Raw genomic sequence first — 21377 nt, 5'->3', positions numbered from 1 at the left:
CAGGGGCGTGGGGAACTGCGCGACCAGCCACAACGCACCCGCAGCCGCGCACGCAGCGCAAGACGCACCCCAGTAGGCGCACGCAACAAGCGCAGGGAACCGTGAGCTCACTTCACCGGCAGGTGATACGCCACCCGATACCGCTCCGCAAGCACCACCACATCCGCCGTCTCGACCGGACACCCGCCCGCGAAGTACGTACGAGTGATCACCACCACGTAATGCCCGGGCACGCCGCCGAGCGCCAGGACCTCCTCCGCGAGGCCGGGTCTCGCGCCGACCTCCTCGGCGACGTTGTCGACGACGAGGTCGATGGCGGCCATGCGCTCGACGACACCGCGCCCGGCCAGCGGCCCCTCCTCGGGGAGCATCACGGGCGTGCGGCCGGTGAGCGCGAGGGGCTCCCAGGAGGTGGAGAGCATGACGGGCTCACCCGCGGCACGGAAGAGATAGCGGGTGCGCATGGCGCGGTCGCCGACGGCGACACGCAGCCGCCGGGCCAGCGCGGCGTCCACGTCGATCTGCTCGCTGTCCGCCTCCCAGGCGCCCTTGACCCGGATGTCCGCCTGCTCCTGACGGAACGGCGAGCACTCGCCCGCCGTGCGGTAGCCCGTACGCGCCAGGGCGCGCGGGGACGGCTGCTCGCGCACATAGGTGCCGGACCCCGAGCGCCCCTCGACCAGCCCCTCGGCCATCAGCACCTTGCGGGCCTCCAGGGCCACGGTGTCGGAGACGCCGTACTGCTCGCGGATGCGGGCCTGGGAAGGGAGGCGCGTATGCGGCGGCAGCTCGCCTGCGACGATCTTCTGCCGGAGGTCCCCGGCGACTCGAAGGTATGCGGGCTGGTCACCGAAGGCCACGGCCACTCCCAACAGGTTGACAGTCCGCAACAGCTTGGCAACTCTCGGTTGCTATCCGCAACTCAAGGCCAATGATTCACTAGAAGCAGTGAATTGCTGCTCAGGGACGTGTAGTTGAGTCGGCAGCCGCACATGCGGACGGCACTCCCGCCCGGCACATCTGCAATTATGCGCCGCACGCTCACCTTGCGACACCAGGCGATGACAACGCTCCGTAATGGAGTGGTCAAGCCGTCAACCACCCCTGTGCATCACGGAATTCGCCTGCTACCTTGATCGCCACATTCAGGGTTTGAGAATCAAACTCAATGACGGGGAGGCGAGATGTCGCCGGAGGCACTGGCGGAAGCGATGGCCGCGACGGACGACGAGACCCACCACGCCCGGCTCGCGGCGTCCCTCGACGGCGGGTTCAGCAGCCGGTACGCGGAGGTCGACGGCGTACGCCTGCACTATGTGACGGGGGGCCAGGGCTCGCCCCTGATCCTGCTGCCCGGCTGGCCCGAGACCTGGTGGGAGTACCGCAAGGTGCTGCCCGCCCTGGCGGCGCGGCACCAGGTGTACGCCGTGGACATCCGGGGCATGGGCGGCTCCGCCAAACCGGCGGCCGGCTTCGAGAAGAAGAACATGGCGCGGGACATCCGCGAACTGGCCCGCCTGCTGGGACACGAGCGCGTCGACATCGCCGGGCACGGCATCGGCGCGATGGTCGCCTTCGCCTTCGCGGCCAACCACCCGGAGGCGACGCGGAAAGTCGCGATCCTCAACACGACCCACATCGACGACGGTTACTACGACTTCTCCCTGGTGCCCCGCCCCGACCACCAGGGCCCCCACCGCTGGTGGCTCGCCTTCCAGCAGGTCGAGAACCTCCCGGAAAAACTCCTGTCCGACGGCCGCTACCGCCTCCTCATCGACTACATGTTCGACCTGAGCCTGCTGAACCCGGACACGATCCCCCCGCACGACCGCGCCGTCTACGCCCGCGCCTACGCCACCCCCGAGGCGATCCGGGCGAGCCAGGGCTGGTTCCGCAGCTACCGCCAGGACATCGACGACTTCAACACCTACGACAAGATCACCGCCCCCATGCTGGGCCTGGCCTACGGCACCTTCCACGACTACATGGCCCAGGTCCTCCCCACCCAGGGCACGGACGTCCACGTCGCGAAGATCGAGGGCACCCGCAACTACCTCGTCGAGGAACAGCCGGAGGCGGTGGCGGCGGCGCTGCTGGACTTTTTCGCCTGAACATCCGAAAAGAAGCGTGAGAGGCTGCTTCCGGTTCGCTAGGGTCAGGCGCCGTGAGCAGCCTGCCCGACTGGATGCGGCCGCCTCGCCCCGAGGGATGGCGCGCGGACGACCTGGACCACCTCCCGGAAGCCCCTCGCCACACCGAGCTGATCGACGGAGCCCTCGTCTTCCGGCTGCTGCCCCAACGCCTGTGGCACAGCCACGTCAGCAGTGAGCTGACCTCCGCCCTCACGAAACAGGCACCGCCCGGGTTCGAGGTCGCGCGAGAAATGACCCTCCGACTCGACGAACACAACCGCCCCGAGCCCGACCTCCTGGTGACCACAGCCGCCTTCGAACCGAACCGCACCTGGTTCGCGCCGAAGGAAATCCGGCTCGCGGCCGAAGTGACCTCCCCCGAATCCGCCCACCGCGACCGCACGGTCAAGCTACGCAAGTACGCGGAAGCCGGTATCCCGCACTACTGGCTCGTCGAGGACGAGAACGGCACCCCCGTCGTCCACGTCTACGAGCTGGACGAGCCGACCAGGCAGTGCGCCCCCGTCGGAGTCTTCCGCGACGAGCTCAAGCTGCCACTCCCCTTCGAGATCACCCTCGACCTCGGCGCACTCGCCCTGGACGCCCGCGGCTGATCCGCGTGGACGAGATGAGCCCATGTGTACACCTGGCACACCCGGTACGCTTGGCCCATGAGTCAGATGCCCATAGAGTCCATCCGTGATGTCCGGGCACACCTCGCCGAGGTCGTGGAGCGAGCCGACCGGGACGACGTGCCCACCGTGATCACCCGGCGCGGCAAGCAGGTCGCCGCTGTCGTCTCCATCGAGGTGCTGCGCAAGTACCAGGAGTGGGAAGAGCGCGAGATCAACCGGATCATCGACGAGCGTATGGGGAACCCGGCCGCCGGAGTCCCCATCGAGGACGTGATGAGGGAGACGCTGGCGCGCAGTGAGTGAATACCGCACCGTCTTCCGGCCGGAGGCCCAGGCCGAGCTTCGCAAGATCCCCCGGGACGTGGCGCTCCGCATCCTGGCCAAGCTGACCGAGCTGGAAGGCGATCCGTTCGGCTTCAACACCACCGCTCTCGTGTCCCAGCCCGACAGGCGCCGCCTCCGGGTCGGCGACTATCGCGTGATCTACACGGTCGACAACGGCGAACTGGTGATCTGGGTCGTGCACGTGGGGCACCGCTCCACGGTCTACGGCACCTGACACGGAGCAGGAGCAGAAAACCGGAAGGGGCCGGACCCGTGAACAGATCCGGCCCCTTCCATGCAGGCGTGTCACACGTTGAAGCGGAACTCCACCACGTCCCCGTCCACCATCACATACTCCTTGCCCTCCATGCGGGCCTTGCCCGCGGCGCGGGCGTCGGCGACCGAGCCGGTGGCGACCAGGTCGGCGAAGGAGATGACCTCGGCCTTGATGAAGCCCTTCTGGAAGTCGGTGTGGATGACACCGGCCGCCTCGGGGGCCGTGGCGCCCTTCTTGATGGTCCAGGCGCGGGCTTCCTTGGGGCCGGCCGTCAGGTAGGTCTGGAGGCCCAGGGTGTCGAAACCGACGCGGGCGAGGGTGGCCAGGCCCGGCTCCTCGGCGCCGACGGAGGCCAGGAGCTCCATGGCGTCCTCCTCGTCCAGCTCGGCGAGGTCGGCCTCCAGCTTGGCGTTGAGGAAGATGGCCTCGGCCGGGGCGACCAGGGCGCGCTGCTCGTCCTTGAACGCCTCGTCGGTCAGCTCCTCCTCGTCGACGTTGAAGACGTAGAGGAACGGCTTGGTGGTGAGCAGGTGGAGGTCGTGCAGGAGCTCCGCCTTCTCCGAGCCCTGGAGGATGCCGGCCGAGAAGAGGGTGTTGCCCTCCTCCAGGATCGCCTGGGCAGCCTCGACCGCCGCCACCTTGGGGGCGACGTCCTTCTTGATCCGCGATTCCCTCTGCAGACGCGGCAGGACCTTCTCGATGGTCTGCAGGTCCGCGAGGATCAGCTCGGTGTTGATGGTCTCGATGTCGTCCTTGGGCGAGACCTTGCCGTCGACGTGGACGACGTTCTCGTCCTTGAAGGCGCGGATGACCTGGCAGATCGCGTCCGACTCGCGGATGTTCGCGAGGAACTTGTTGCCCAGGCCCTCACCCTCGGAGGCGCCGCGCACGATGCCCGCGATGTCGACGAAGTCCACCGTGGCGGGGAGGATCTTCTGGGAGCCGAAGATCTCCGCGAGCTTGGTGAGGCGCGCGTCCGGGACGCCGACGACGCCCACGTTGGGCTCGATGGTGGCGAACGGGTAGTTGGCCGCCAGCACGTCGTTCTTGGTCAGGGCGTTGAACAGGGTCGACTTGCCGACATTCGGCAGACCGACGATTCCGATCGTGAGCGACACGTGACGACTTCCCGTTGCGAGGATGGAGGGGACGGAGAGGATTGCTAGGTCCGTGGCCCACGGCGGGCCGGTCCACCAGTCTACGGGGCCGCGCCGCACCCCCGTCCGGAAGGACTATCGGTCGAACGCACACCCAAGGTGGCCCAATCCGCGTGTCCAACGTCGGATTCCTCCCGCTTCTCGACCTAGTTTGGTCGGGTGGAGCAACCCAGCATCCGTATGCCGCAGCGCAGGATCCGCCGCGCTGCCCCCGTGCCCAGGCCGTCCTCGCCCGTGGGGCGGGGCGAGACCGCGACGGTCTACCGAGCGCGCTCCGCGCGTACCCCTCCCCCGCTGCGCGCGCCCTCGGCCCGGCTGACCGGCCTGGGCAGCGGGCTGCTGACCACCGTGGCCATGCTCGCCGTCGGCTCCCTGAACTCCCTGGTGGGGGCCCCGCCCGCGGTCTACGGGTTCTTCTTCCTGCTCGCGAGCGCGGCCTGCGCCCTGTGGGTGCGGACCGCGGACCTGGTGACCGCCCCGGTGACGGCGCCCATCGCCTTCGCGGTGGGCGCGGTGCCCCTCTCCGACGGCCCCGACACCTTCGGGGGCCATGTCATGGGCCTGGTCACCGTGCTGTCACTGCACGCGGGCTGGCTCTACTCCGGCACCCTGCTCGCCGCGCTGATCGCCCTCGTCCGCCGGATGGCGACGATCAGGCAGCGGCGGCTGGAACGGGTCCGGCAGCGGCGGCGGCCATCGCGGCCCCCACGATCCCCGCGTTGTTCTGCAGCCGAGCGGGCACGATCTCCGCGCTGACGCCCTCGATCAGCGGCAGGAACTTGTCGGCCTTGCGGCTGACACCGCCGCCGATGACGAACAGACCGGGGCTGAAGAGCATCTCCACATGGGCGAGGTACCGCTGCACCCGGCGCGCCCAGTGCGTCCAGTTCAGCCCTTCCTCGTCCTTGGCCCGGGTCGAGGCGCGCGTCTCGGCGTCGTGCCCGTGCAGCTCCAGATGGCCCAGCTCGGTGTTGGGGACGAGCGTGCCGTCGGTGAAGAGGGCGCTGCCGATGCCCGTGCCGAAGGTGAGCAGGATGACCGTCCCGTCACGGCCGCGCGCCGCGCCGTGGCGCACCTCGGCGAGCCCCGCGGCGTCCGCGTCGTTCAGCACGGTCACGGGACAGCTCAGCCGCTCGCCGAGCAGCCCGGCCGCGTCCACGCCCACCCAGCTCTTGTCCACGTTGGCGGCCGTACGCGTCGTGCCGCCGACGACCACGCCCGGGAACGTCACCCCGACCGGCTTCCCGGACCAGCCGAAGTTCGCCAGGACCTCCGCGACGGCGTCCGCGACGGCGTCCGGGGTGGCCGGCTGCGGGGTGAGGACCTTGAAGCGCTCCTCGGTGAGCTCGCCTCGCGCCACGTCGACCGGAGCGCCTTTGATGCCCGATCCGCCGATGTCCACGCCGAATACGTCCATGCCGACCACGCTACGGGGTCGGGGCGGGGCTCACCCCTCGGCGGAACCGTCCTCCTCGGGCCCGGTCAGGGCGGCGGCCTCCGCGCGCAGGTCGCGGCGGAGCTCCTTGGGCAGCGAGAAGGTGATCGACTCCTGGGCCGCGGTGATCGTCTCGACATCGCCGTAGCCGCGCTCGGCGAGCCACTCCAGGACGCCCTCGACGAGGATCTCCGGGACCGAGGCGCCCGAGGTCACGCCGACCGTGGTCACGCCCTCCAGCCAGGCCTCGTCGATCTCGTCGGCGTAGTCGACCAGGTGGGCCGCGCCCGCGCCCGCGCCGAGGGCGACCTCGACGAGCCGGACCGAGTTGGAGGAGTTCTTGGAGCCGACCACGATCACCAGGTCGGCGTCGGCGCCCATCTGCTTGACGGCGGTCTGCCGGTTCTGCGTGGCGTAGCAGATGTCGTCGCTCGGCGGGCTGATCAGCTGCGGGAAGCGGTTCTTGAGCGCGTCGACGGTCTCCATCGTCTCGTCGACGGAGAGGGTGGTCTGGGAGAGCCAGACGACCTTGGACTCGTCGCGGACGGCCACATTGCCGACGTCACCGGGACCGTCGACGAGGGTGATGTGCTCGGGCGCCTCGCCGCTGGTGCCGATGACCTCCTCGTGGCCCTCGTGACCGATGAGGAGGATGTCGTAGTCCTCCTTGGCGAACCGGACGGCCTCCTTGTGCACCTTGGTGACCAGCGGGCACGTCGCGTCGATGGTGGCGAGCCTGCCGCGCGCGGCCTCCTCGTGGACGACCGGGGCGACACCGTGCGCGGAGAAGATGACGATGTTGCCCTCGGGGACCTCCGCCGTCTCGTCGACGAAGATCGCGCCCTTCTTCTCCAGCGTCTTGACCACGTACTTGTTGTGGACGATCTCGTGGCGCACATAGACGGGCGCGCCGTACTGTTCGAGGGCCTTCTCGACGGCGATCACGGCGCGGTCCACGCCCGCGCAGTAGCCACGGGGGGCGGCGAGCAGGACCTTGCGGGCGGTGGCAGCAGTCATGACCCCCATCGTACGGGCCACCGGGCATGCCGACCGGAGCTGGTGCACGATGGCGGAACCACGACGGCGGGCCCGCGGCGGGACCACCGTGGGCGAGGACCTGAAGCACATCGGTACGGCGAATCGGTACAGCGATCGGTACGGCGAGGGGCGGCTGCGATGGCCACAGCACCCGGCGGCGCCCGGCAGGGCTCGCTGCGGCGGACGCTGTCCTTCCGGGACCTGGTCGTCTACGGCCTGCTGTTCATCGCCCCGATGGCACCGGTCGGCATCTTCGGCACGCTGGACGCGAAGGCGCACGGGGCGGTCGCGCTCGTGTACGTGGTGGCGACCGTGGCCATGGCGTTCACGGCCTTCTCATACGCGCAGATGGTGCGGGTCGTCCCGCAGGCGGGCTCGGTCTACACCTACGCGCGCGTGGGTCTCGGCGAGAGCGCGGGGTTCGTGGCCGGGTGGATGGCGATGCTCGACTACCTGCTGATCCCGGCGGTCGCGTACCTCTTCTCCGGGATCGCGATGCACGCGCTCGTGCCGGCCGTCGCGCAGTGGTGGTGGACGGCGGTCGCGGTGGTCGTGACGACCGGGCTGAACCTGTGGGGCGTACGGGCCGCCGCCGTCGTCGGCTTCCTGGTGCTGGCCGTGGAGATCGCCGTACTGCTGGTCTTCGTCGTCTGCGCGGTCTTCACGCTGTCGGAGCGCGGCGCCACGCGCGGCTGGCTGACGCCGCTGACCGGGGACGGGGGGCTCACGGCGGGGGCGGTGTTCACGGCGGTGTCGGTGGCCGTGCTGTCGTTCCTGGGCTTCGACGCGATCGCCGCGTTCGCGGAGGAGTCGGCCGGGGGCTCGGCCCGGGTCGCGCGGGCGGTGCTCCTGTGCCTGGCGGTGGCGGGGGTGCTGTTCGTGGCCCAGACGTACCTGGCGGCCCTGCTCGCGCCCATGTCACCGGCGGAACTGGCGGCGGACCCGGCGAAGCAGGGGCCCGCCTTCTACGACACGGTCGACGCGGCGACCGGCACCTGGCTGCACGACCTGGTGGCCGCGAGCAAGGCCCTCGGCGCCGCCTTCGCCGCGCTGGCCGGGCAGGCGGCGGCCGGGCGCCTGCTCTTCGCCATGGCCCGTGACCGGCGCTTGCCGGGCGCTCTCGCGAAGGTGGACCGGGGCTCGGGCGTGCCGCGGGTCGCGCTGCTGGGGGCGGCGGCGGTGACGATGGCGGCGGCGGTGTGGGCGGCCCGCCGGGACGACGGCCTGGACCGCTTGGTGTCCGTGGTGGACGTGGGCGCGCTGACCGCCTTCGGCCTCCTGCACCTGTCGGTGATCGGCTGGTTCGCCGTGCGCGGGCGGGGCGGACGGGTACGGCCTGTCCGGCATGTGGTGGCCCCGCTGCTGGGGCTGGCGGTCGTGGTGACGGTCGTGGTCAGGGCGTCGTGGGTGGCGCAGGTGGTGGGCGGGGTGTGGTGCGGCTTGGGGCTCCTGGTCGTGGTCACCCGGAAGCGATGACCGGGGGCTGCCGCCCCCGGGCCCCCGCGCCTACTGGGGTGCGTCTTGCGCTGTGCGCGCGGCTGCGGGCCGGTGGCCTGTTGCGCCCACCGGGTTGCCACCCGGGCCCGGTGGGCGGCTGCGGGCCGTCGACGGCTGGTCGCGCAGTTCCCCGCGCCCCTGACGGGGCACGGCCCGTCGGCCGTGCTTACGCCTCACCTCCCGCAGCCCCCGGAGGGAACCCCGGCTCATCCAGGTGGCTGTCGGCGGCCATCGATATGGTCGCCGTATGGCCCTCAACACCACCCCCGAGTCCCCCATCCCGGTAGGACAGGTCTCGCACCTCATCGGCGGCTGGATCGACCGCCTGGGCCCCGTATGGGTCGAGGGGCAGATCACCCAGCTGAACCCCCGGCCCGGCGCGGGTGTCGTGTTCCTGACGCTGCGTGACCCCTCGCAGGACACGTCCCTGTCCGTCACCTGTTACCGCTCGGTCTTCGACCAGGTCGCCGACATCGTCTCGGAGGGCGCCCGCGTCGTCGTGCACGCGAAGCCCAAGTGGTACGAGCGGCGCGGCACGCTGTCGCTGCAGGCGACGGAGATCCGCCCGGTCGGCATCGGCGAGTTGCTGGCGCGGCTGGAGCAGCTGAAGCGGTCGCTGACGGCGGAGGGGCTGTTCGCCGCCGGGCGCAAGCGGCCGCTGCCGTTCCTGCCGCAGCTCATCGGGCTGGTCTGCGGGCGCGCGTCCGCCGCCGAGCGGGACGTGCTGGAGAACGCCCGGCACCGCTGGCCCGCGGTCCGTTTCGAGGTCCGGAACGTCCCCGTCCAGGGCGTGCACGCCGTACCGCGCGTGATCGAGGCGGTGACGGAGCTGGACACGCACCCCGACGTGGACGTGATCATCGTGGCGCGGGGCGGCGGCAGCGTGGAGGACCTGCTGCCGTTCTCGGACGAACAGCTGGTGCGGACCGTGGCCGCGTGCCGTACGCCGGTGGTGTCCGCGATCGGGCACGAGCCGGACTCCCCCCTGCTGGACCTGGTCGCCGACCTGCGCGCGTCCACGCCCACGGACGCGGCGAAGCGGGTCGTGCCCGACGTGGGCGAGGAGCTGGTGCGCGTCCGGCAGCTGCGGGACCGCGCGCTGCGCTGTGTCACCGGGCACCTGGAGCGCGAGGAGCGCGGTCTCGCGTCCCTGCGGGCGCGCCCGAGCGTGGAGCAGCCGCACCGGATGGTGGAGGAGCGGGAGGCACAGGTCGCCGCGTTCACCGAGCGGGGGCGGCGTACTTTCGGCCACCTTCTCGACCGGGCGGACTCGGAGCTGACGCACACCCGCGCGCGCGTGGTGGCGCTGTCCCCCGCGGCGACGCTGCGCCGCGGTTACGCGGTGCTGCAGCACGCGGACGGCTCGGTGGTCCGGGCCCCGGACGAGGTCGGGGCGGACGAGGAGCTGCGGGCGCGGGTCGCGGAGGGCGAGTTCGCGGTGCGGGCCGTTGTCAGCCCTCCCGCTTAGTCTTGGCGGCATGGCGAAGACGGGCACGGAGGGCGGGAGCGCTCTCGGTTACGAGCAGGCGCGGGACGAGCTCATCGAGGTGGTGCGGCGCCTGGAGGCGGGCGGTACGACGTTGGAGGAGTCCCTCGCGCTGTGGGAGCGGGGCGAGGAGCTGTCGAAGGTGTGCCGCCGCTGGCTGGAGGGGGCCCGCGCCCGCCTCGACGCCGCGCTGGCCTCGGAGTCGGAGCAGGAGTCGGAGCCGGATGGGGACGGCCGGTCCTGAGGGGCCGGTAGGCCGGGAGGGCGGGCGGAAAGAGACCGCCGATCGGGCGCCGAAGTCGCCCATGCCCCCACGAAAACCCCACTTCGGCGTGACCCCCGCCACAAAAACAGGGCTTTAGTTGAAAGTTCACACACCTCGCGTACAGTGGGAACCACTCACACGTTTCCCTTGCGACCAGAAGGTGTGCATCATGACCCTCGCCCTCGACACCGCCGCCCAGGACCTGCTCTTCCGTGAGGCCCGCACGGCCAACACCTTCTCCGACGAGCCGGTGACCGACGAGCAGATCCAGGCCGTCTACGACCTGGTCAAGTACGGCCCGACCGCGTTCAACGGCACGCCGCTGCGCGTCGTCCTGGTCCGCTCCGAGGAGGCCCGCGAGCGCCTCGTCGCGCACATGGCGGAGGGCAACCAGCCCAAGACCCGCACCGCGCCGCTCGTCGCGATCCTCGCCGCGGACAACGAGTTCCACGAGGAGCTGCCGACCCTCTTCCCGCACTTCCCGCAGGCCAAGGACGTCTTCTTCGCCGAGCGCTCCGCCCGCGAGGGGTCCGCCACGGTCAACGGCGCCCTCCAGGCCGCGTACTTCCTCATCGGCCTGCGCGCCGCCGGTCTGGCCGCGGGCCCGATGACCGGCTTCGACTTCGCCGGTGTCCAGAAGGAGTTCCTGGACGACGACCACACCCCGCTGATGGTCGTCAACATCGGCAAGCCGGGCGAGAACGCCTGGTTCCCGCGTTCGCCGCGCCTGTCCTACGAGCAGGTCGTCACCACCGTCTGAGCCTGGACCTGAGTCTGAGCCGACGGCGGCATCACGACTGCGAACGGCCGGTGCCCGGCGCCCCGAGGAGGGGCGGCCGGGCACCGGCCGTTCCCACGCCCCGGTCAGGCCTTCTTGCCCGTCCCGGCCTTGAGCGCGGCGGCCATCTTCGCCAGCTGCCCGGTGTCCGCGGTGCCGGTGACCACCGTCGTCACACCGTGCTCCTCGCGCACCAGCGCGTTGTACTTCTCGCCCTCGTAGTAGCGCCAGGCGGCGTCGCCCACCTTCTCCGTGCGCGAGGTCTTGACCGCGCCCTGCGTCACGTTGTCGATGTAGGCGGCCGGCGAGGCGTCGCTCTGCTCGACCGCGACGTACTGGGTCTCGGGGTCGAGGAAGCCGAGGTGCCAGGCCGACCCGTCCTTGCCGCCCTCGCGGTACGACACGGAGGTCGCCCGCCAGTCGGCGGGCAGCCCCTCGGGGGCCGCGACCGGGTACGGCGCGGCGCGCCGGGCCGTGTCGAGCTCCACCCGGTAGTCGACGGTCTTGATCGGGTCCTTGTGCTCGTCGTGCGGAATGAAGACATAGCTGAGCACGGCGACCGGGATGGTCACGATCAGCGCCAGCAACATGTTCCGGACGGTCTGCGCCTTGGGATTTCTGCCTGCCACGTCCCCCATCGTCCCTCATGACCGTTCCGATCTTGACGCCGGTGCGCCCCCGGCGCGCACGCGCCCCGCGGAGCGGCCCCACGGCACGGCCCGACGGCGCGCCGGACGACCTTGACGCCGCTCATGCGTGGGGTGGCCTGCTCACTCTCGCAGTAAACAGATAAAGTCATCAGCACCCTCACCCTTGCCCCCTACGGGGGACGAGGGGCTCGCTCCTACGGCCGTCGCCGTACAGAAAGGTGCGCTCCGATGACCGATCATCACCTGCCGTCCCCGCTCGAGGTCAGCCCCGAGGCCCCCGACCGCAACCTCGCCCTGGAGCTCGTCCGGGTCACCGAGGCCGGCGCCATGGCATCGGGCCGCTGGGTCGGGCGCGGTGACAAGAACGGCGCGGACGGCGCGGCGGTCAAGGCCATGCGCTCCCTCATCGGCACCGTGTCCATGAACGGCGTCGTCGTCATCGGCGAAGGCGAGAAGGACAACGCGCCGATGCTCTACAACGGCGAGCGCGTGGGCGACGGGACGGGCGCCGAGTGCGACGTCGCCGTCGACCCGGTGGACGGCACCACCCTCACCGCCAAGGGCATGGCCAACGCGGTCTCCGTGATGGCCGTCGCCGACCGCGGCGCGATGTTCGACCCCTCCGCCGTCTTCTACATGGACAAGCTGGTCACCGGCCCGGAGGCCGCGGACTTCGTCGACATCGACGCCCCGGTGGGCGTCAACATCCGCCGCGTTGCGAAGGCGAAGCGCTCCTCGCCGGAGGACGTGACCGTCGTCGTCCTCGACCGCCCGCGCCACGAGGGCATCGTCAAGGAGATCCGCGAGGCCGGTGCCCGCATCAAGTTCATCTCCGACGGCGACGTCGCGGGCGCGATCATGGCCGTGCGCGAGGGCACGGGCATCGACCTGCTGCTCGGCGTCGGTGGCACGCCCGAGGGCATCATCGCGGCCTGCGCGATCAAGTGCCTCGGCGGCACGATCCAGGCCAAGCTGTGGCCCAAGGACGAGGAGGAGCGCGAGCGGGCGCTGGCCGCGGGCCACGACCTGGACCGCGTCCTGCACACGGACGACCTGGTCAAGGGCGACAACGTCTTCTTCGTCGCCACCGGCATCACGGACGGCGAGCTGCTGCGCGGCGTGCGCTACCGCGCGGAGACGGCGACGACGCAGTCGCTGGTGATGCGGTCGAAGTCGGGCACGATCCGGCAGATCGACTCCACGCATCGGCTCTCGAAGCTGCGCGCGTACTCGACGATCGACTTCGAGCGCCCCAGCTAGCCGGATGCCCTCCGGGGGCTTCGCCCCCGGACCCCCTTCGCCCACTGGGCTGCCTCTTGCGCTCCGCGCGCGGCTGCGGGCCGGTGGGGGCTTGTCGCGCAGTTCCCCGCGCCCCTTGACAGGGGCGCGGAGTCTCCGTCACCCTGCGGCGGCGACCCGCGTCGCGCGTTGGAGCTCCGCCTCGCGGCGGCGGCGCCGGGCCAGGACGACGCGGCGCTCGGCCGCCGTCAGCCCGCCCCACACCCCGTAGGGCTCGGGCTGGAGGAGCGCGTGCTCGCGGCACTCGACCATGACGGGGCAGCGGGCGCAGACCCGCTTCGCGGCCTCCTCCCGGGAGAGGCGCGCGGCCGTGGGTTCCTTCGATGGTGCGAAGAAGAGCCCGGCTTCATCCCGGCGGCACACCGCCTCCGAATGCCAGGGGCCGGCCTGATCCCGAGCGGGCATCCGCTGGGACGGTACGGCGGCTTCAGGCAGGGGCTGATGCGGTAGCAGCACGGTCTACTCCTGACGACGGCTTAGCTTGGCCGATTGAGTCACCTTTGCCCGCCTCCACTGCGCACGGCCATTCGCACCGGCAGCCGTACGAGAGACGATGCACCAAGCTTTACCCGCTGTGCGCGTGCTTATTCACACCGTTGCCATGAGCGGAACGTCGCGACCCGCGATCAGCGCCCCGCCCAGAGGTCCCGCAGCCGCTTCCCCCGCTTGGGCTTGGCCTCCACGCCGCCGAAGACGGCGAACCCCATGACCGTCACCACCGGGGCGTCCGCGTCCGGGGCCTCGTAGGTCTTCACCTCGAAACCGCCGAAGACACCGCTGCCCGTGGAGCGCAGGGTGATGTTCTCCGGGACCTTGATCTCGATGCCGCCGAAGATGGCCGTCGCGTTGACGACGACGTGCTGGTGCTCGAAGACCGCCTCGGTGAGGTCTATCTCCACACCGCCGAACAGGGCGAACGCGTTGATCCTGGGAGCCACGCGCCAGCGGCCGTTGCGGGTGGCGCCACCGAAGACGGCGACGAGGCTCTCGGTGCTCCCGTACGGCACGCCGACGGGGCGCACCGGGGCGTCCTGCGGGCGCGCGGGGGCCGCGGGCTCGTGCCGGGGCACGGAGGGGAGGTCGTGGACCAGCGGCTCCAGCTCGCCCACGGTCCTGGCCTCGTAGACCCGGCCGACCCGCTCCGCGTGCTCCTCCGCCGTGATCCGCCCTTCGCCGAGGGCCTCGCGCAGGATGTCGGCGACCCGGTCCCGGTCGGCGTCGGACGCGCGCAGCCCGGCCTGCACGGCGGGACTCTCGGGGCCGGCCTTCTCAGCCTTCTCAAAGGACACCGGGGCACGCTTCTCCAGCGATGACTCATCCACGCCGCCAGAGTAGCGAAACGCGATAGATCGCGACAGTGGGGACCGCGGGTGAGCCTTACCTCACAAACTCCGTCCCCGTCCCGCGTTCTACGCTTGTGGGTGCTGTCGCAGTAGCCAGCGATGTCTGCCGAGTGAGGAATGGCCGCAATGCCAGAGTTCGCCTACACCGATCTTCTGCCCCTGGGTGAGGACGAGACCCCGTACCGCCTGGTGACGTCCGAGGGTGTCAGCACCTTCGAGGCCGACGGCCGGACGTTCCTGAAGGTCGAGCCCGAGGCGCTGCGGAAGCTGGCCGCCGAGGCCATGCACGACATCTCGCACTACCTGCGCCCGGCCCACCTCGCGCAGCTGCGCAGGATCCTCGACGACCCCGAGGCCTCCCCCAACGACAAGTTCGTCGCGCTGGACCTGCTGAAGAACGCCAACATCGCCGCGGCGGGCGTCCTGCCGATGTGTCAGGACACCGGCACCGCCATCGTCATGGGCAAGCGCGGCCAGCACGTGCTCACCCAGGGCGGTGACGAGGAGGCGCTCTCGCGCGGCATCTACGACGCGTACACCGAGCTCAACCTGCGCTACTCCCAGATGGCCCCGCTGACCATGTGGGAGGAGAAGAACACCGGCTCCAACCTGCCCGCGCAGATCGAGCTCTACGCGACGGACGGCGGCGCGTACAAGTTCCTCTTCATGGCCAAGGGCGGCGGCAGCGCCAACAAGTCCTTCCTCTACCAGGAGACGAAGGCCGTGCTCAACGAGGCGAGCATGATGAAGTTCCTGGAGGAGAAGATCCGTTCGCTGGGTACGGCGGCCTGCCCGCCGTACCACCTGGCGATCGTCGTCGGCGGCACCTCCGCCGAGTACGCGCTGAAGACCGCGAAGTACGCCTCCGCGCACTACCTGGACGAGCTGCCCGAGGAGGGCTCGCCGCTCGGCCACGGCTTCCGCGACAAGGACCTGGAGCAGAAGGTCTTCGAGCTGACGCAGAAGATCGGCATCGGCGCCCAGTTCGGCGGCAAGTACTTCTGCCACGACGTGCGCGTGGTCCGCCTGCCGCGGCACGGCGCGTCCTGCCCGGTCGCCATCGCCGTGTCCTGCTCCGCCGACCGCCAGGCCGTCGCGAAGATCACCGCCGAGGGCGTCTTCCTGGAGCAGCTGGAGACCGACCCGGCGCGCTTCCTGCCCGACACGACGGACGAGCACCTTTCCGACGACGACGTGGTGAAGGTCGACCTCAACCGGCCGATGGACGAGGTCCTCGCCGAGCTCACCAAGTACCCCGTCAAGACCCGCCTGTCGCTGACCGGCCCGCTCGTCGTCGCCCGCGACATCGCGCACGCGAAGATCAAGGAGCGGCTGGACGCGGGCGAGGAGATGCCGCAGTACCTCAAGGACCACCCGGTCTACTACGCGGGCCCGGCGAAGACCCCCGAGGGCTACGCCTCCGGCTCCTTCGGCCCGACGACCGCGGGCCGCATGGACTCCTACGTCGAGCAGTTCCAGGCGGCGGGCGGCTCCAAGGTCATGCTCGCCAAGGGCAACCGCAGCAAGCAGGTCACCGACGCGTGTGCCGCGCACGGCGGCTTCTACCTCGGCTCGATCGGCGGGCCGGCGGCGCGGCTGGCGCAGGACTGCATCAAGAAGGTCGAGGTCCTGGAGTACGAGGAGCTCGGCATGGAGGCGGTCTGGAAGATCGAGGTCGAGGACTTCCCGGCGTTCATCGTCGTCGACGACAAGGGCAACGACTTCTTCGTCGACCCGAGCCCGGCACCGACGTTCACCTCGATCCCGGTGCGCCCGGCGAAGTAGGTCCCTGCTCCGGGGGCTGCCGCCCCCGGACCCCCGCTTCGCCTACCGGGGTGCGTCTTGCGCTGCGCGCGCGTCTGCGGCCCCGGTGGGGGTTGCTCGCGCAGTTCCCCGCGCCCCTTTCGGGGCTCTGCCCCATCAGGGGCGCGGGGAACTGCGCGGCCAGCCACCGTCGGCCGGGAGACGCGCACCGGGCTCAGGGGGCACCCCAGTAGGCGCCCCCTCGCGCATCACGCAAAGCGTTGCGCCGCCGAGCCGTCGCACGGCTGCAACCGCAGCGCGTCCTTCGCCGTCGCGAGCGTCACGCACAGCTGCGCCGCCGCCGCGGGCCGGAACGTGCCGTCCGCCGGGCGTGTGAACTTCTGGTTGTCGCCGCCGTGGCAGTTCCACAACTCCAGCGCCGCGCCCGCGGAGTACGTCCCGCCCGGGACGTCGAGGCACCGGTCATGGGTGAGACCCGAATGCAGGGAGCCCCGCTGGGGGTCGTACCACCACAGCTGGTTGCGGGCGCCGCTGCAGTCCCAGCCGCCGGCCTCGGTGCCGTTGGCGGACGCCGCCCCGTACGCGTCGGCGCACGTGCCCGTCGCCGCGTTCCTCAGCGGACGGAAGGCGTCGTCCCAGGCGCCCTGGTACAGCACGGGCGAGCCCGTGCTCGCCGGGTCGGCGCAGCCGGCCTCCTGCCAGCCCGAGCCGTACAGCTGGCTGACGCAGGCCGCGAAGGCGCCGTGGCCGCGGAAGTTGGGGTGGAAGGACTGGCGGACCGAATTGGCGTCCGGCGGGAAGGGGTTGGAGAGCTCGATGTAGAGGCCGCGCGCCCAGGTGTCCTCCATGCACACCTCGTGGCCGTGGAAGAGGCGGGAGTTGTCGAGGAACACGGCACCGGTGTCGCGGGCGATCCGCTTCATGCCCGTCTCGAAGGCGGGTACGGCGGTGTTGCGGCCCCACGCGGCGTCGGAGGTGTAGCCCATGCAGCCGCCGGCGAGCTTGCCGGGGAAGTCGGGGTTGTCCTCGAAGTCGGGGCCGATGGGGCTGGGGTAGCCCATGACGACGAGCTTGTAGTCGCCGTCGGCGTAGCCCGCTCCCCGCATCACGGTGCGCAGGTCGCGCACGGTCTGTTCGACCTTGGGCACGAGGCCGTCGACGCGGGCCTGCCAGCCGGGCGCGTACTTCGGTTCGCAGGTGCCCTGCAGGAACACGTAGCGCTCGACGCAGTCGGTCATCACGGGCCCGAACTGGAGGTCGTCGTTGGCGCCGATGCCCAGCAGGATCAGCTTGACCCGCGTGGTGCGGGCCTTGACCGCGAGGGCGTCGCTCTGCACCGGTTCGTCCGCGTACTGCTTGCTGCCGCCGATGCGGACGTTGGCGGTGGTGGCGCCCGAGCAGGCGACGTTGTAGCTGACGTCGGCCGGGATCGTGGTGCGGTGGATGAAGGAGTCGGGCGAGCGGTGGCACCAGTTGTCGGGGCCGTCGGTGCCGGGTTCGTAGTTGCCGACGCCCTCGCCGCTGATCTCGCTGTCACCGAGCGAGATCACCGAGGTCTTGCGGTCGGCCAGGGGGCGCTGCGCGGAGTCGCCGTAGAGCTTCGCCGCCTCGGCGGCGCGGATCTTCTCCAGCTCCGGCGTCAGTGGGGTGACGGCGGCCGTACGCGTACCGGGTGACGCGTGGGCGGCGGGTCCTGTGGCCGCGAGGCCGCCGAGCGCCGCGGTACACGCGGCGAGGGCGGCGAGGGCACGGCGCAGGGTGGGGCTGCGTCTCATGGAGCCTCCCGAATGAAGGTTGTTACCCGCGGTATTTACTCACCGGTCAGTTCTCTTGGGAACAGGCCGGACCGGACAAACGCTGTGGTGCTTAGGAGGTAAGTGACGATGACCGACAGCGAGCAGTACCGGATTGAGCACGACTCCATGGGGGAGGTACGGGTTCCCGCCCACGCCAAGTGGCGCGCGCAGACCCAGCGGGCGGTGGAGAACTTCCCGGTGAGCGGCCAGCGGCTGGAGCGGGCGCACATCGCGGCGCTGGGCCGCATCAAGGCCGCGGCGGCCAAGGTCAACGCCGGGCTGGGGGTGATCGACAAGGACCTGGCGGAGGCCGTGGAGAGCGCCGCGACCGAGGTGGCGGAGGGCCGCTGGGACGACCACTTCCCGGTCGACGTCTTCCAGACCGGCTCGGGCACCTCCTCCAACATGAACGCCAACGAGGTCATCGCCACCCTCGCCACCGAGCGCCTGGGCCGCGACGTGCATCCCAACGACCACGTCAACGCCTCACAGAGCTCCAACGACGTCTTCCCGTCCAGCATCCACATCGCGGCCACCGCCGCCGTGACCGGCGATCTGATCCCGGCCCTGGAGCACCTCGCCGAGGCGCTGGGGCGCAAGGCGAAGGAGTTCGCGGAGGTCGTCAAGTCCGGCCGTACGCATCTGATGGACGCCACGCCCGTCACCCTGGGCCAGGAGTTCGGGGGCTACGCCGCGCAGGTGCGCTACGGCGTCGAGCGGCTGCGCGCCTCCCTGCCGCGGCTGGCGGAGCTGCCCCTCGGCGGCACGGCGGTCGGCACCGGCATCAACACCCCGGCGGGGTTCTCCGGCGCCGTCATCGCCGAGGTCGCCCGCGCCACGGGGCTGCCGCTGACCGAGGCCCGGGACCACTTCGAGGCCCAGGGCGCCCGGGACGGCCTGGTGGAGACCAGCGGCCAGCTGCGGACGATCGCGGTGGGCCTCACCAAGATCGCCAACGACCTGCGCTGGATGGCCTCGGGCCCCCGCACCGGCCTCGCCGAGATCAATCTGCCGGACCTCCAGCCGGGCTCGTCGATCATGCCGGGCAAGGTCAACCCGGTGATCCCCGAGGCGGTGCTCATGGTGGCCGCCCAGGTGACCGGGAACGACGTGACCGTGGCCACCGCGGGCGCCGCCGGGAACTTCGAGCTCAACGCGATGCTCCCGGTCATGGCGAAGAACCTGCTGGAGTCCGTGCGCCTGCTCGCGAGCGCCTCCCGGCTGCTGGCCGACCGCACGGTCGACGGCATCACCGCGAACGCGGAGCGGGCCCGCGAGTACGCGGAGTCCTCGCCGTCCGTGGTGACACCGCTCAACCGTTACCTCGGGTACGAGGAGGCGGCGAAGGTGGCCAAGAAGTCCCTTGCGGAGCGGAAGACGATCCGGGAGGTCGTGCTTGAGGGTGGTTATGTGGAGCGGGGGTTGCTCACTCGGGAGCAGTTGTCCGAGGCGTTGGATGTGCTGCGGATGACTCGTCCGTAGGTTTTTGGGTGCGCCTATTGGGGTGCCTCTTACGGTTTGTGCGCGGCTGCCGGTTCGTTGTGGCTGGGCGCGCAGTTCCTCGCGCCCCTTTCAGGGGCGTCTCTCTGTGCGGCGCAGGTCACGGCGCGTTTTCCTTACGGCGCCTAGGATCTGCGCATGACAGCGGACACCTTGGACTCGACGGGGACGGACGGCGGCACCCACTGGGCGCCCGGGGAACACATTCTCTGGCGCTACCGGGGCAACGGCACCGACCGCGTCCACATCTGTCGTCCCGTCACCGTGGTCCAGGACACCGACGAGCTCCTCGCCGTCTGGATGGCGCCCGGCACCGACTGCGTCAAGCCGCGTCTCGCGGACGGCACCTCCATCCACGAGGAGCCGCTGGCCACCCGCTACACCAAGCCGCGCACCACCGTCGTCTCCCGCTGGTTCGGCACCGGCGTGCTCAAGCTCGCCCGCCCCGGCGAGCCCTGGTCGGTCTGGCTGTTCTGGGACCGTGACTGGCGCTTCAAGAACTGGTACGTGAACCTCGAGGAGCCGCTCGCCCGCTGGGCGGGCGGCGTGGACTCCGAGGACCATTTCCTCGACATCGCGGTCTACCCGGACCGCAGTTGGGAGTGGAAGGACGAGGACGAGTTCGCCCAGGCGCAGCGCGCCGGCCTGATGTCCGCCGGCCAGGCCGAGCGGGTGCGGGCCGCGGGCCGTGACGCGGTCGCCCGCGTCGAGTCCTGGGGAGCACCGTTCGCCGGGGGCTGGGAGGGCTGGCGGCCGGACCCCTCGTGGACGGTGCCGAGACTCCCGGAGGACTGGGGCCGCTCCCCGGCCCGCCTCGGGGCCTGATCCTCCGGAACCGCTTGGCGGGGCCCCGAGGGACAACCGTAGGATCGGCCTCCGCGATACTGCACAGCAGCACGGCAGGAACGACAGCACGGCATGTGACGTACGTTCACAGAGGTCGGTCACAGGAGGGGCGGAGCCGTGAGCGGTGACGACGGGCAGGACTACGACGGCTATGCCCGCTTAGGGCTGGACCGGAGTGGTCAGGCGGAGGCGTTCGACTCGATCGGCGACCGCTACGACGACGCCTTCCCGCACAAGGAGGGACAGCTCGCCGCGGGCGACTGGCTGGCGCGCACGCTGCCGTCCGGCTCCCGCGTCCTGGACCTCGGCTGCGGCACGGGACTGCCGACCGCCCGTCAGCTCTCGGACGCGGGGCTCGAGGTGGTCGGCGTCGACCTCTCCCCCGGCATGCTGGAGCTGGCCCGCGGCAACGTGGCAGGGGCGGAGTTCGTCCTCGCGGACCTGGCCGACCTGCGGGACGGTGGACTCGGCAGCTTCGACGGTGTCGCCGCGTTCTTCTCCTTGCTGATGCTGCCGCGGGCGGAGATCCCGTACGCGCTGCGGATGACGCACGGCCTGCTGCGGCCCGGCGGTCTGCTGGCCCTGGCGATGGTCGAGGCCGACGTGGACGACTTCGCGATGCCGTTCCTGGGCCACACGATCCGGGTATCCGGATATCTGCGGGAGGAATTGCGCCAGGTCGTATGCGAGTCGGGGTTCGACGTCGTCGGGGAAAGCACGCAGGCGTACGCCCCGGCGAGCACGGACGTGCCCCCCGAGATCCAGCTCTTCTTCAATCTGCGACGCGCCTGACCCACGGTGCGGCCGGCAGCGACCGGGCGTACGGCCCCGACGGATGGAACCCCACGCGTGACGGAGCATCCCCTCTCCCACGGAAGACAGCGGACCGCGGCCTCGCGGCAGGCTGCCGCCCCTGCGGCGGGCGCGGCCGCGCACGGCCAGGAGGCCGCCATGAGCGCCGCGCGCGAGCGCGGCGGCGGTGAGTGCCGCCCCGCCGCCGCGGAGGGGCCCACGGCCCACGACGGCTCCCCGGCGTCCCGTGCCGCCGCGGAAGGCCCCACGGACCACACCGAGCCCTCCGTGCCCGGCGGCGCGGACATGCCCGCGCGCACGCCGGGGAACGGCGACGGCGAGCGGCCCGCCGACGGCGGGAAC

22 protein-coding genes and 1 pseudogene are annotated in these 21377 nt (G+C 71.1%); 15 read left to right on the top strand and 8 right to left on the bottom strand.

Features of this window, described 5'->3' with window-relative positions:
• Nucleotides 1-107: 107 nt before the first annotated feature.
• Nucleotides 108-860: a GntR family transcriptional regulator gene (locus tag K6I34_RS05120; protein WP_229322866.1), complete on the bottom strand. Its 753-nt coding sequence runs from the start codon at nt 858-860 to the stop codon at nt 108-110.
• Nucleotides 861-1184: 324 nt separating this feature from the next.
• On the opposite strand from K6I34_RS05120, the gene K6I34_RS05115 reads away from it, so the two are divergent.
• The 4 genes from K6I34_RS05115 to K6I34_RS05100 are packed head-to-tail and all read left to right on the top strand — an operon-like array spanning nt 1185 to nt 3326.
• Complete coding sequence (locus K6I34_RS05115; RefSeq protein ID WP_229322860.1) at nt 1185-2111, top strand: alpha/beta fold hydrolase; 927 nt, start codon at nt 1185-1187, stop codon at nt 2109-2111.
• Nucleotides 2112-2164: 53 nt separating this feature from the next.
• Nucleotides 2165-2746 carry a Uma2 family endonuclease gene (locus K6I34_RS05110; protein ID WP_229322859.1) on the top strand — a complete coding sequence of 194 codons (582 nt, stop codon included), beginning with the start codon at nt 2165-2167 and terminating at the stop codon, nt 2744-2746.
• A gap of 57 nt (nt 2747-2803) precedes the next feature.
• Entirely contained in the window at nt 2804-3070 is a 267-nt protein-coding gene (locus tag K6I34_RS05105; RefSeq protein WP_229322858.1) for a type II toxin-antitoxin system Phd/YefM family antitoxin, read from the top strand.
• A complete protein-coding gene (locus K6I34_RS05100) occupies nt 3063-3326 on the top strand; it encodes a type II toxin-antitoxin system RelE/ParE family toxin (protein ID WP_229322857.1) in 264 nt (87 codons plus the stop codon). Before K6I34_RS05105 ends, K6I34_RS05100 begins: the two co-directional genes overlap by 8 nt.
• A gap of 71 nt (nt 3327-3397) precedes the next feature.
• On the opposite strand, the gene ychF is transcribed toward K6I34_RS05100, so the two are convergent.
• Nucleotides 3398-4486 (bottom strand): redox-regulated ATPase YchF, encoded by a 1089-nt coding sequence (gene ychF / locus K6I34_RS05095; protein ID WP_229322856.1) that lies wholly within the window; start codon nt 4484-4486, stop codon nt 3398-3400.
• Between the two features lie 198 nt (nt 4487-4684).
• Between ychF and K6I34_RS05090 the strand changes: the two genes are divergently transcribed.
• Entirely contained in the window at nt 4685-5281 is a 597-nt protein-coding gene (locus K6I34_RS05090) for a DUF6542 domain-containing protein (protein ID WP_229322855.1), read from the top strand.
• Here the strand turns inward: K6I34_RS05090 and ppgK are convergent.
• Nucleotides 5178-5942 carry a polyphosphate--glucose phosphotransferase gene (gene ppgK, locus K6I34_RS05085; RefSeq protein ID WP_229322854.1) on the bottom strand — a complete coding sequence of 255 codons (765 nt, stop codon included), beginning with the start codon at nt 5940-5942 and terminating at the stop codon, nt 5178-5180. The genes K6I34_RS05090 and ppgK overlap by 104 nt on opposite strands.
• Before the next feature lie 30 nt (nt 5943-5972).
• A complete protein-coding gene (locus tag K6I34_RS05080) occupies nt 5973-6977 on the bottom strand; it encodes a 4-hydroxy-3-methylbut-2-enyl diphosphate reductase (RefSeq protein WP_374230808.1) in 1005 nt (334 codons plus the stop codon).
• A 159-nt stretch (nt 6978-7136) separates the two neighbouring features.
• Between K6I34_RS05080 and K6I34_RS05075 the strand changes: the two genes are divergently transcribed.
• The 4 genes from K6I34_RS05075 (at nt 7137) to K6I34_RS05060 (ending at nt 11006) form a co-directional block, all read left to right on the top strand.
• Nucleotides 7137-8474, top strand: coding sequence for an APC family permease (locus K6I34_RS05075; protein ID WP_229322853.1), 1338 nt, complete (start codon nt 7137-7139; stop codon nt 8472-8474).
• Nucleotides 8475-8742: 268 nt separating this feature from the next.
• The gene (gene xseA, locus K6I34_RS05070; RefSeq protein ID WP_229322852.1) at nt 8743-9963 is read left to right on the top strand and encodes an exodeoxyribonuclease VII large subunit; all 1221 of its coding nucleotides are present in this window, start codon (nt 8743-8745) and stop codon (nt 9961-9963) included.
• A 10-nt stretch (nt 9964-9973) separates the two neighbouring features.
• Nucleotides 9974-10225: an exodeoxyribonuclease VII small subunit gene (locus K6I34_RS05065; RefSeq protein WP_229322851.1), complete on the top strand. Its 252-nt coding sequence runs from the start codon at nt 9974-9976 to the stop codon at nt 10223-10225.
• A gap of 190 nt (nt 10226-10415) precedes the next feature.
• A complete protein-coding gene (locus K6I34_RS05060; protein ID WP_229322850.1) occupies nt 10416-11006 on the top strand; it encodes a malonic semialdehyde reductase in 591 nt (196 codons plus the stop codon).
• Nucleotides 11007-11110: 104 nt separating this feature from the next.
• Here the strand turns inward: K6I34_RS05060 and K6I34_RS05055 are convergent, their stop codons facing one another.
• Complete coding sequence (locus tag K6I34_RS05055) at nt 11111-11653, bottom strand: DUF4245 domain-containing protein (RefSeq protein ID WP_229322849.1); 543 nt, start codon at nt 11651-11653, stop codon at nt 11111-11113.
• 249 nt (nt 11654-11902) lie between these two features.
• Between K6I34_RS05055 and glpX the strand changes: the two genes are divergently transcribed.
• Entirely contained in the window at nt 11903-12934 is a 1032-nt protein-coding gene (gene glpX / locus K6I34_RS05050) for a class II fructose-bisphosphatase (RefSeq protein ID WP_229322848.1), read from the top strand.
• A 138-nt stretch (nt 12935-13072) separates the two neighbouring features.
• Here the strand turns inward: glpX and K6I34_RS05045 are convergent, their stop codons facing one another.
• Both K6I34_RS05045 and K6I34_RS05040 read right to left on the bottom strand, forming a co-directional pair.
• Nucleotides 13073-13378, bottom strand: coding sequence for a WhiB family transcriptional regulator (locus K6I34_RS05045; protein ID WP_183147692.1), 306 nt, complete (start codon nt 13376-13378; stop codon nt 13073-13075).
• Nucleotides 13379-13599: 221 nt separating this feature from the next.
• The gene (locus K6I34_RS05040) at nt 13600-14295 is read right to left on the bottom strand and encodes a DUF1707 domain-containing protein (protein WP_374230807.1); all 696 of its coding nucleotides are present in this window, start codon (nt 14293-14295) and stop codon (nt 13600-13602) included.
• Between the two features lie 147 nt (nt 14296-14442).
• Between K6I34_RS05040 and K6I34_RS05035 the strand changes: the two genes are divergently transcribed.
• Nucleotides 14443-16101 carry a fumarate hydratase gene (locus tag K6I34_RS05035; protein WP_229322847.1) on the top strand — a complete coding sequence of 553 codons (1659 nt, stop codon included), beginning with the start codon at nt 14443-14445 and terminating at the stop codon, nt 16099-16101.
• A gap of 227 nt (nt 16102-16328) precedes the next feature.
• Here the strand turns inward: K6I34_RS05035 and K6I34_RS05030 are convergent, their stop codons facing one another.
• Nucleotides 16329-17855, bottom strand: coding sequence for a ricin-type beta-trefoil lectin domain protein (locus K6I34_RS05030; RefSeq protein ID WP_229322846.1), 1527 nt, complete (start codon nt 17853-17855; stop codon nt 16329-16331).
• Nucleotides 17856-17963: 108 nt separating this feature from the next.
• On the opposite strand from K6I34_RS05030, the gene K6I34_RS05025 reads away from it, so the two are divergent.
• The 4 genes and pseudogenes from K6I34_RS05025 to K6I34_RS05010 form a co-directional block, all read left to right on the top strand.
• Entirely contained in the window at nt 17964-19358 is a 1395-nt protein-coding gene (locus K6I34_RS05025; protein ID WP_229322845.1) for an aspartate ammonia-lyase, read from the top strand.
• A 156-nt stretch (nt 19359-19514) separates the two neighbouring features.
• Nucleotides 19515-20201, top strand: a complete 687-nt coding sequence (locus K6I34_RS05020) for a DUF402 domain-containing protein (protein WP_229322844.1) — start codon at nt 19515-19517, stop codon at nt 20199-20201.
• 138 nt (nt 20202-20339) lie between these two features.
• Nucleotides 20340-21014 carry a class I SAM-dependent methyltransferase gene (locus K6I34_RS05015; protein ID WP_229322843.1) on the top strand — a complete coding sequence of 225 codons (675 nt, stop codon included), beginning with the start codon at nt 20340-20342 and terminating at the stop codon, nt 21012-21014.
• A gap of 57 nt (nt 21015-21071) precedes the next feature.
• Nucleotides 21072-21377: pseudogene (locus K6I34_RS05010) on the top strand (hypothetical protein); the annotation flags it as partial.

This window comes from Streptomyces sp. UNOC14_S4 (genome assembly GCF_020740835.1).
Classification (GTDB): domain Bacteria; phylum Actinomycetota; class Actinomycetes; order Streptomycetales; family Streptomycetaceae; genus Streptomyces.
The sequence above is the reverse complement of the archived record's forward strand: the minus strand, read 5'-3'. Positions and strand labels throughout refer to the sequence as shown.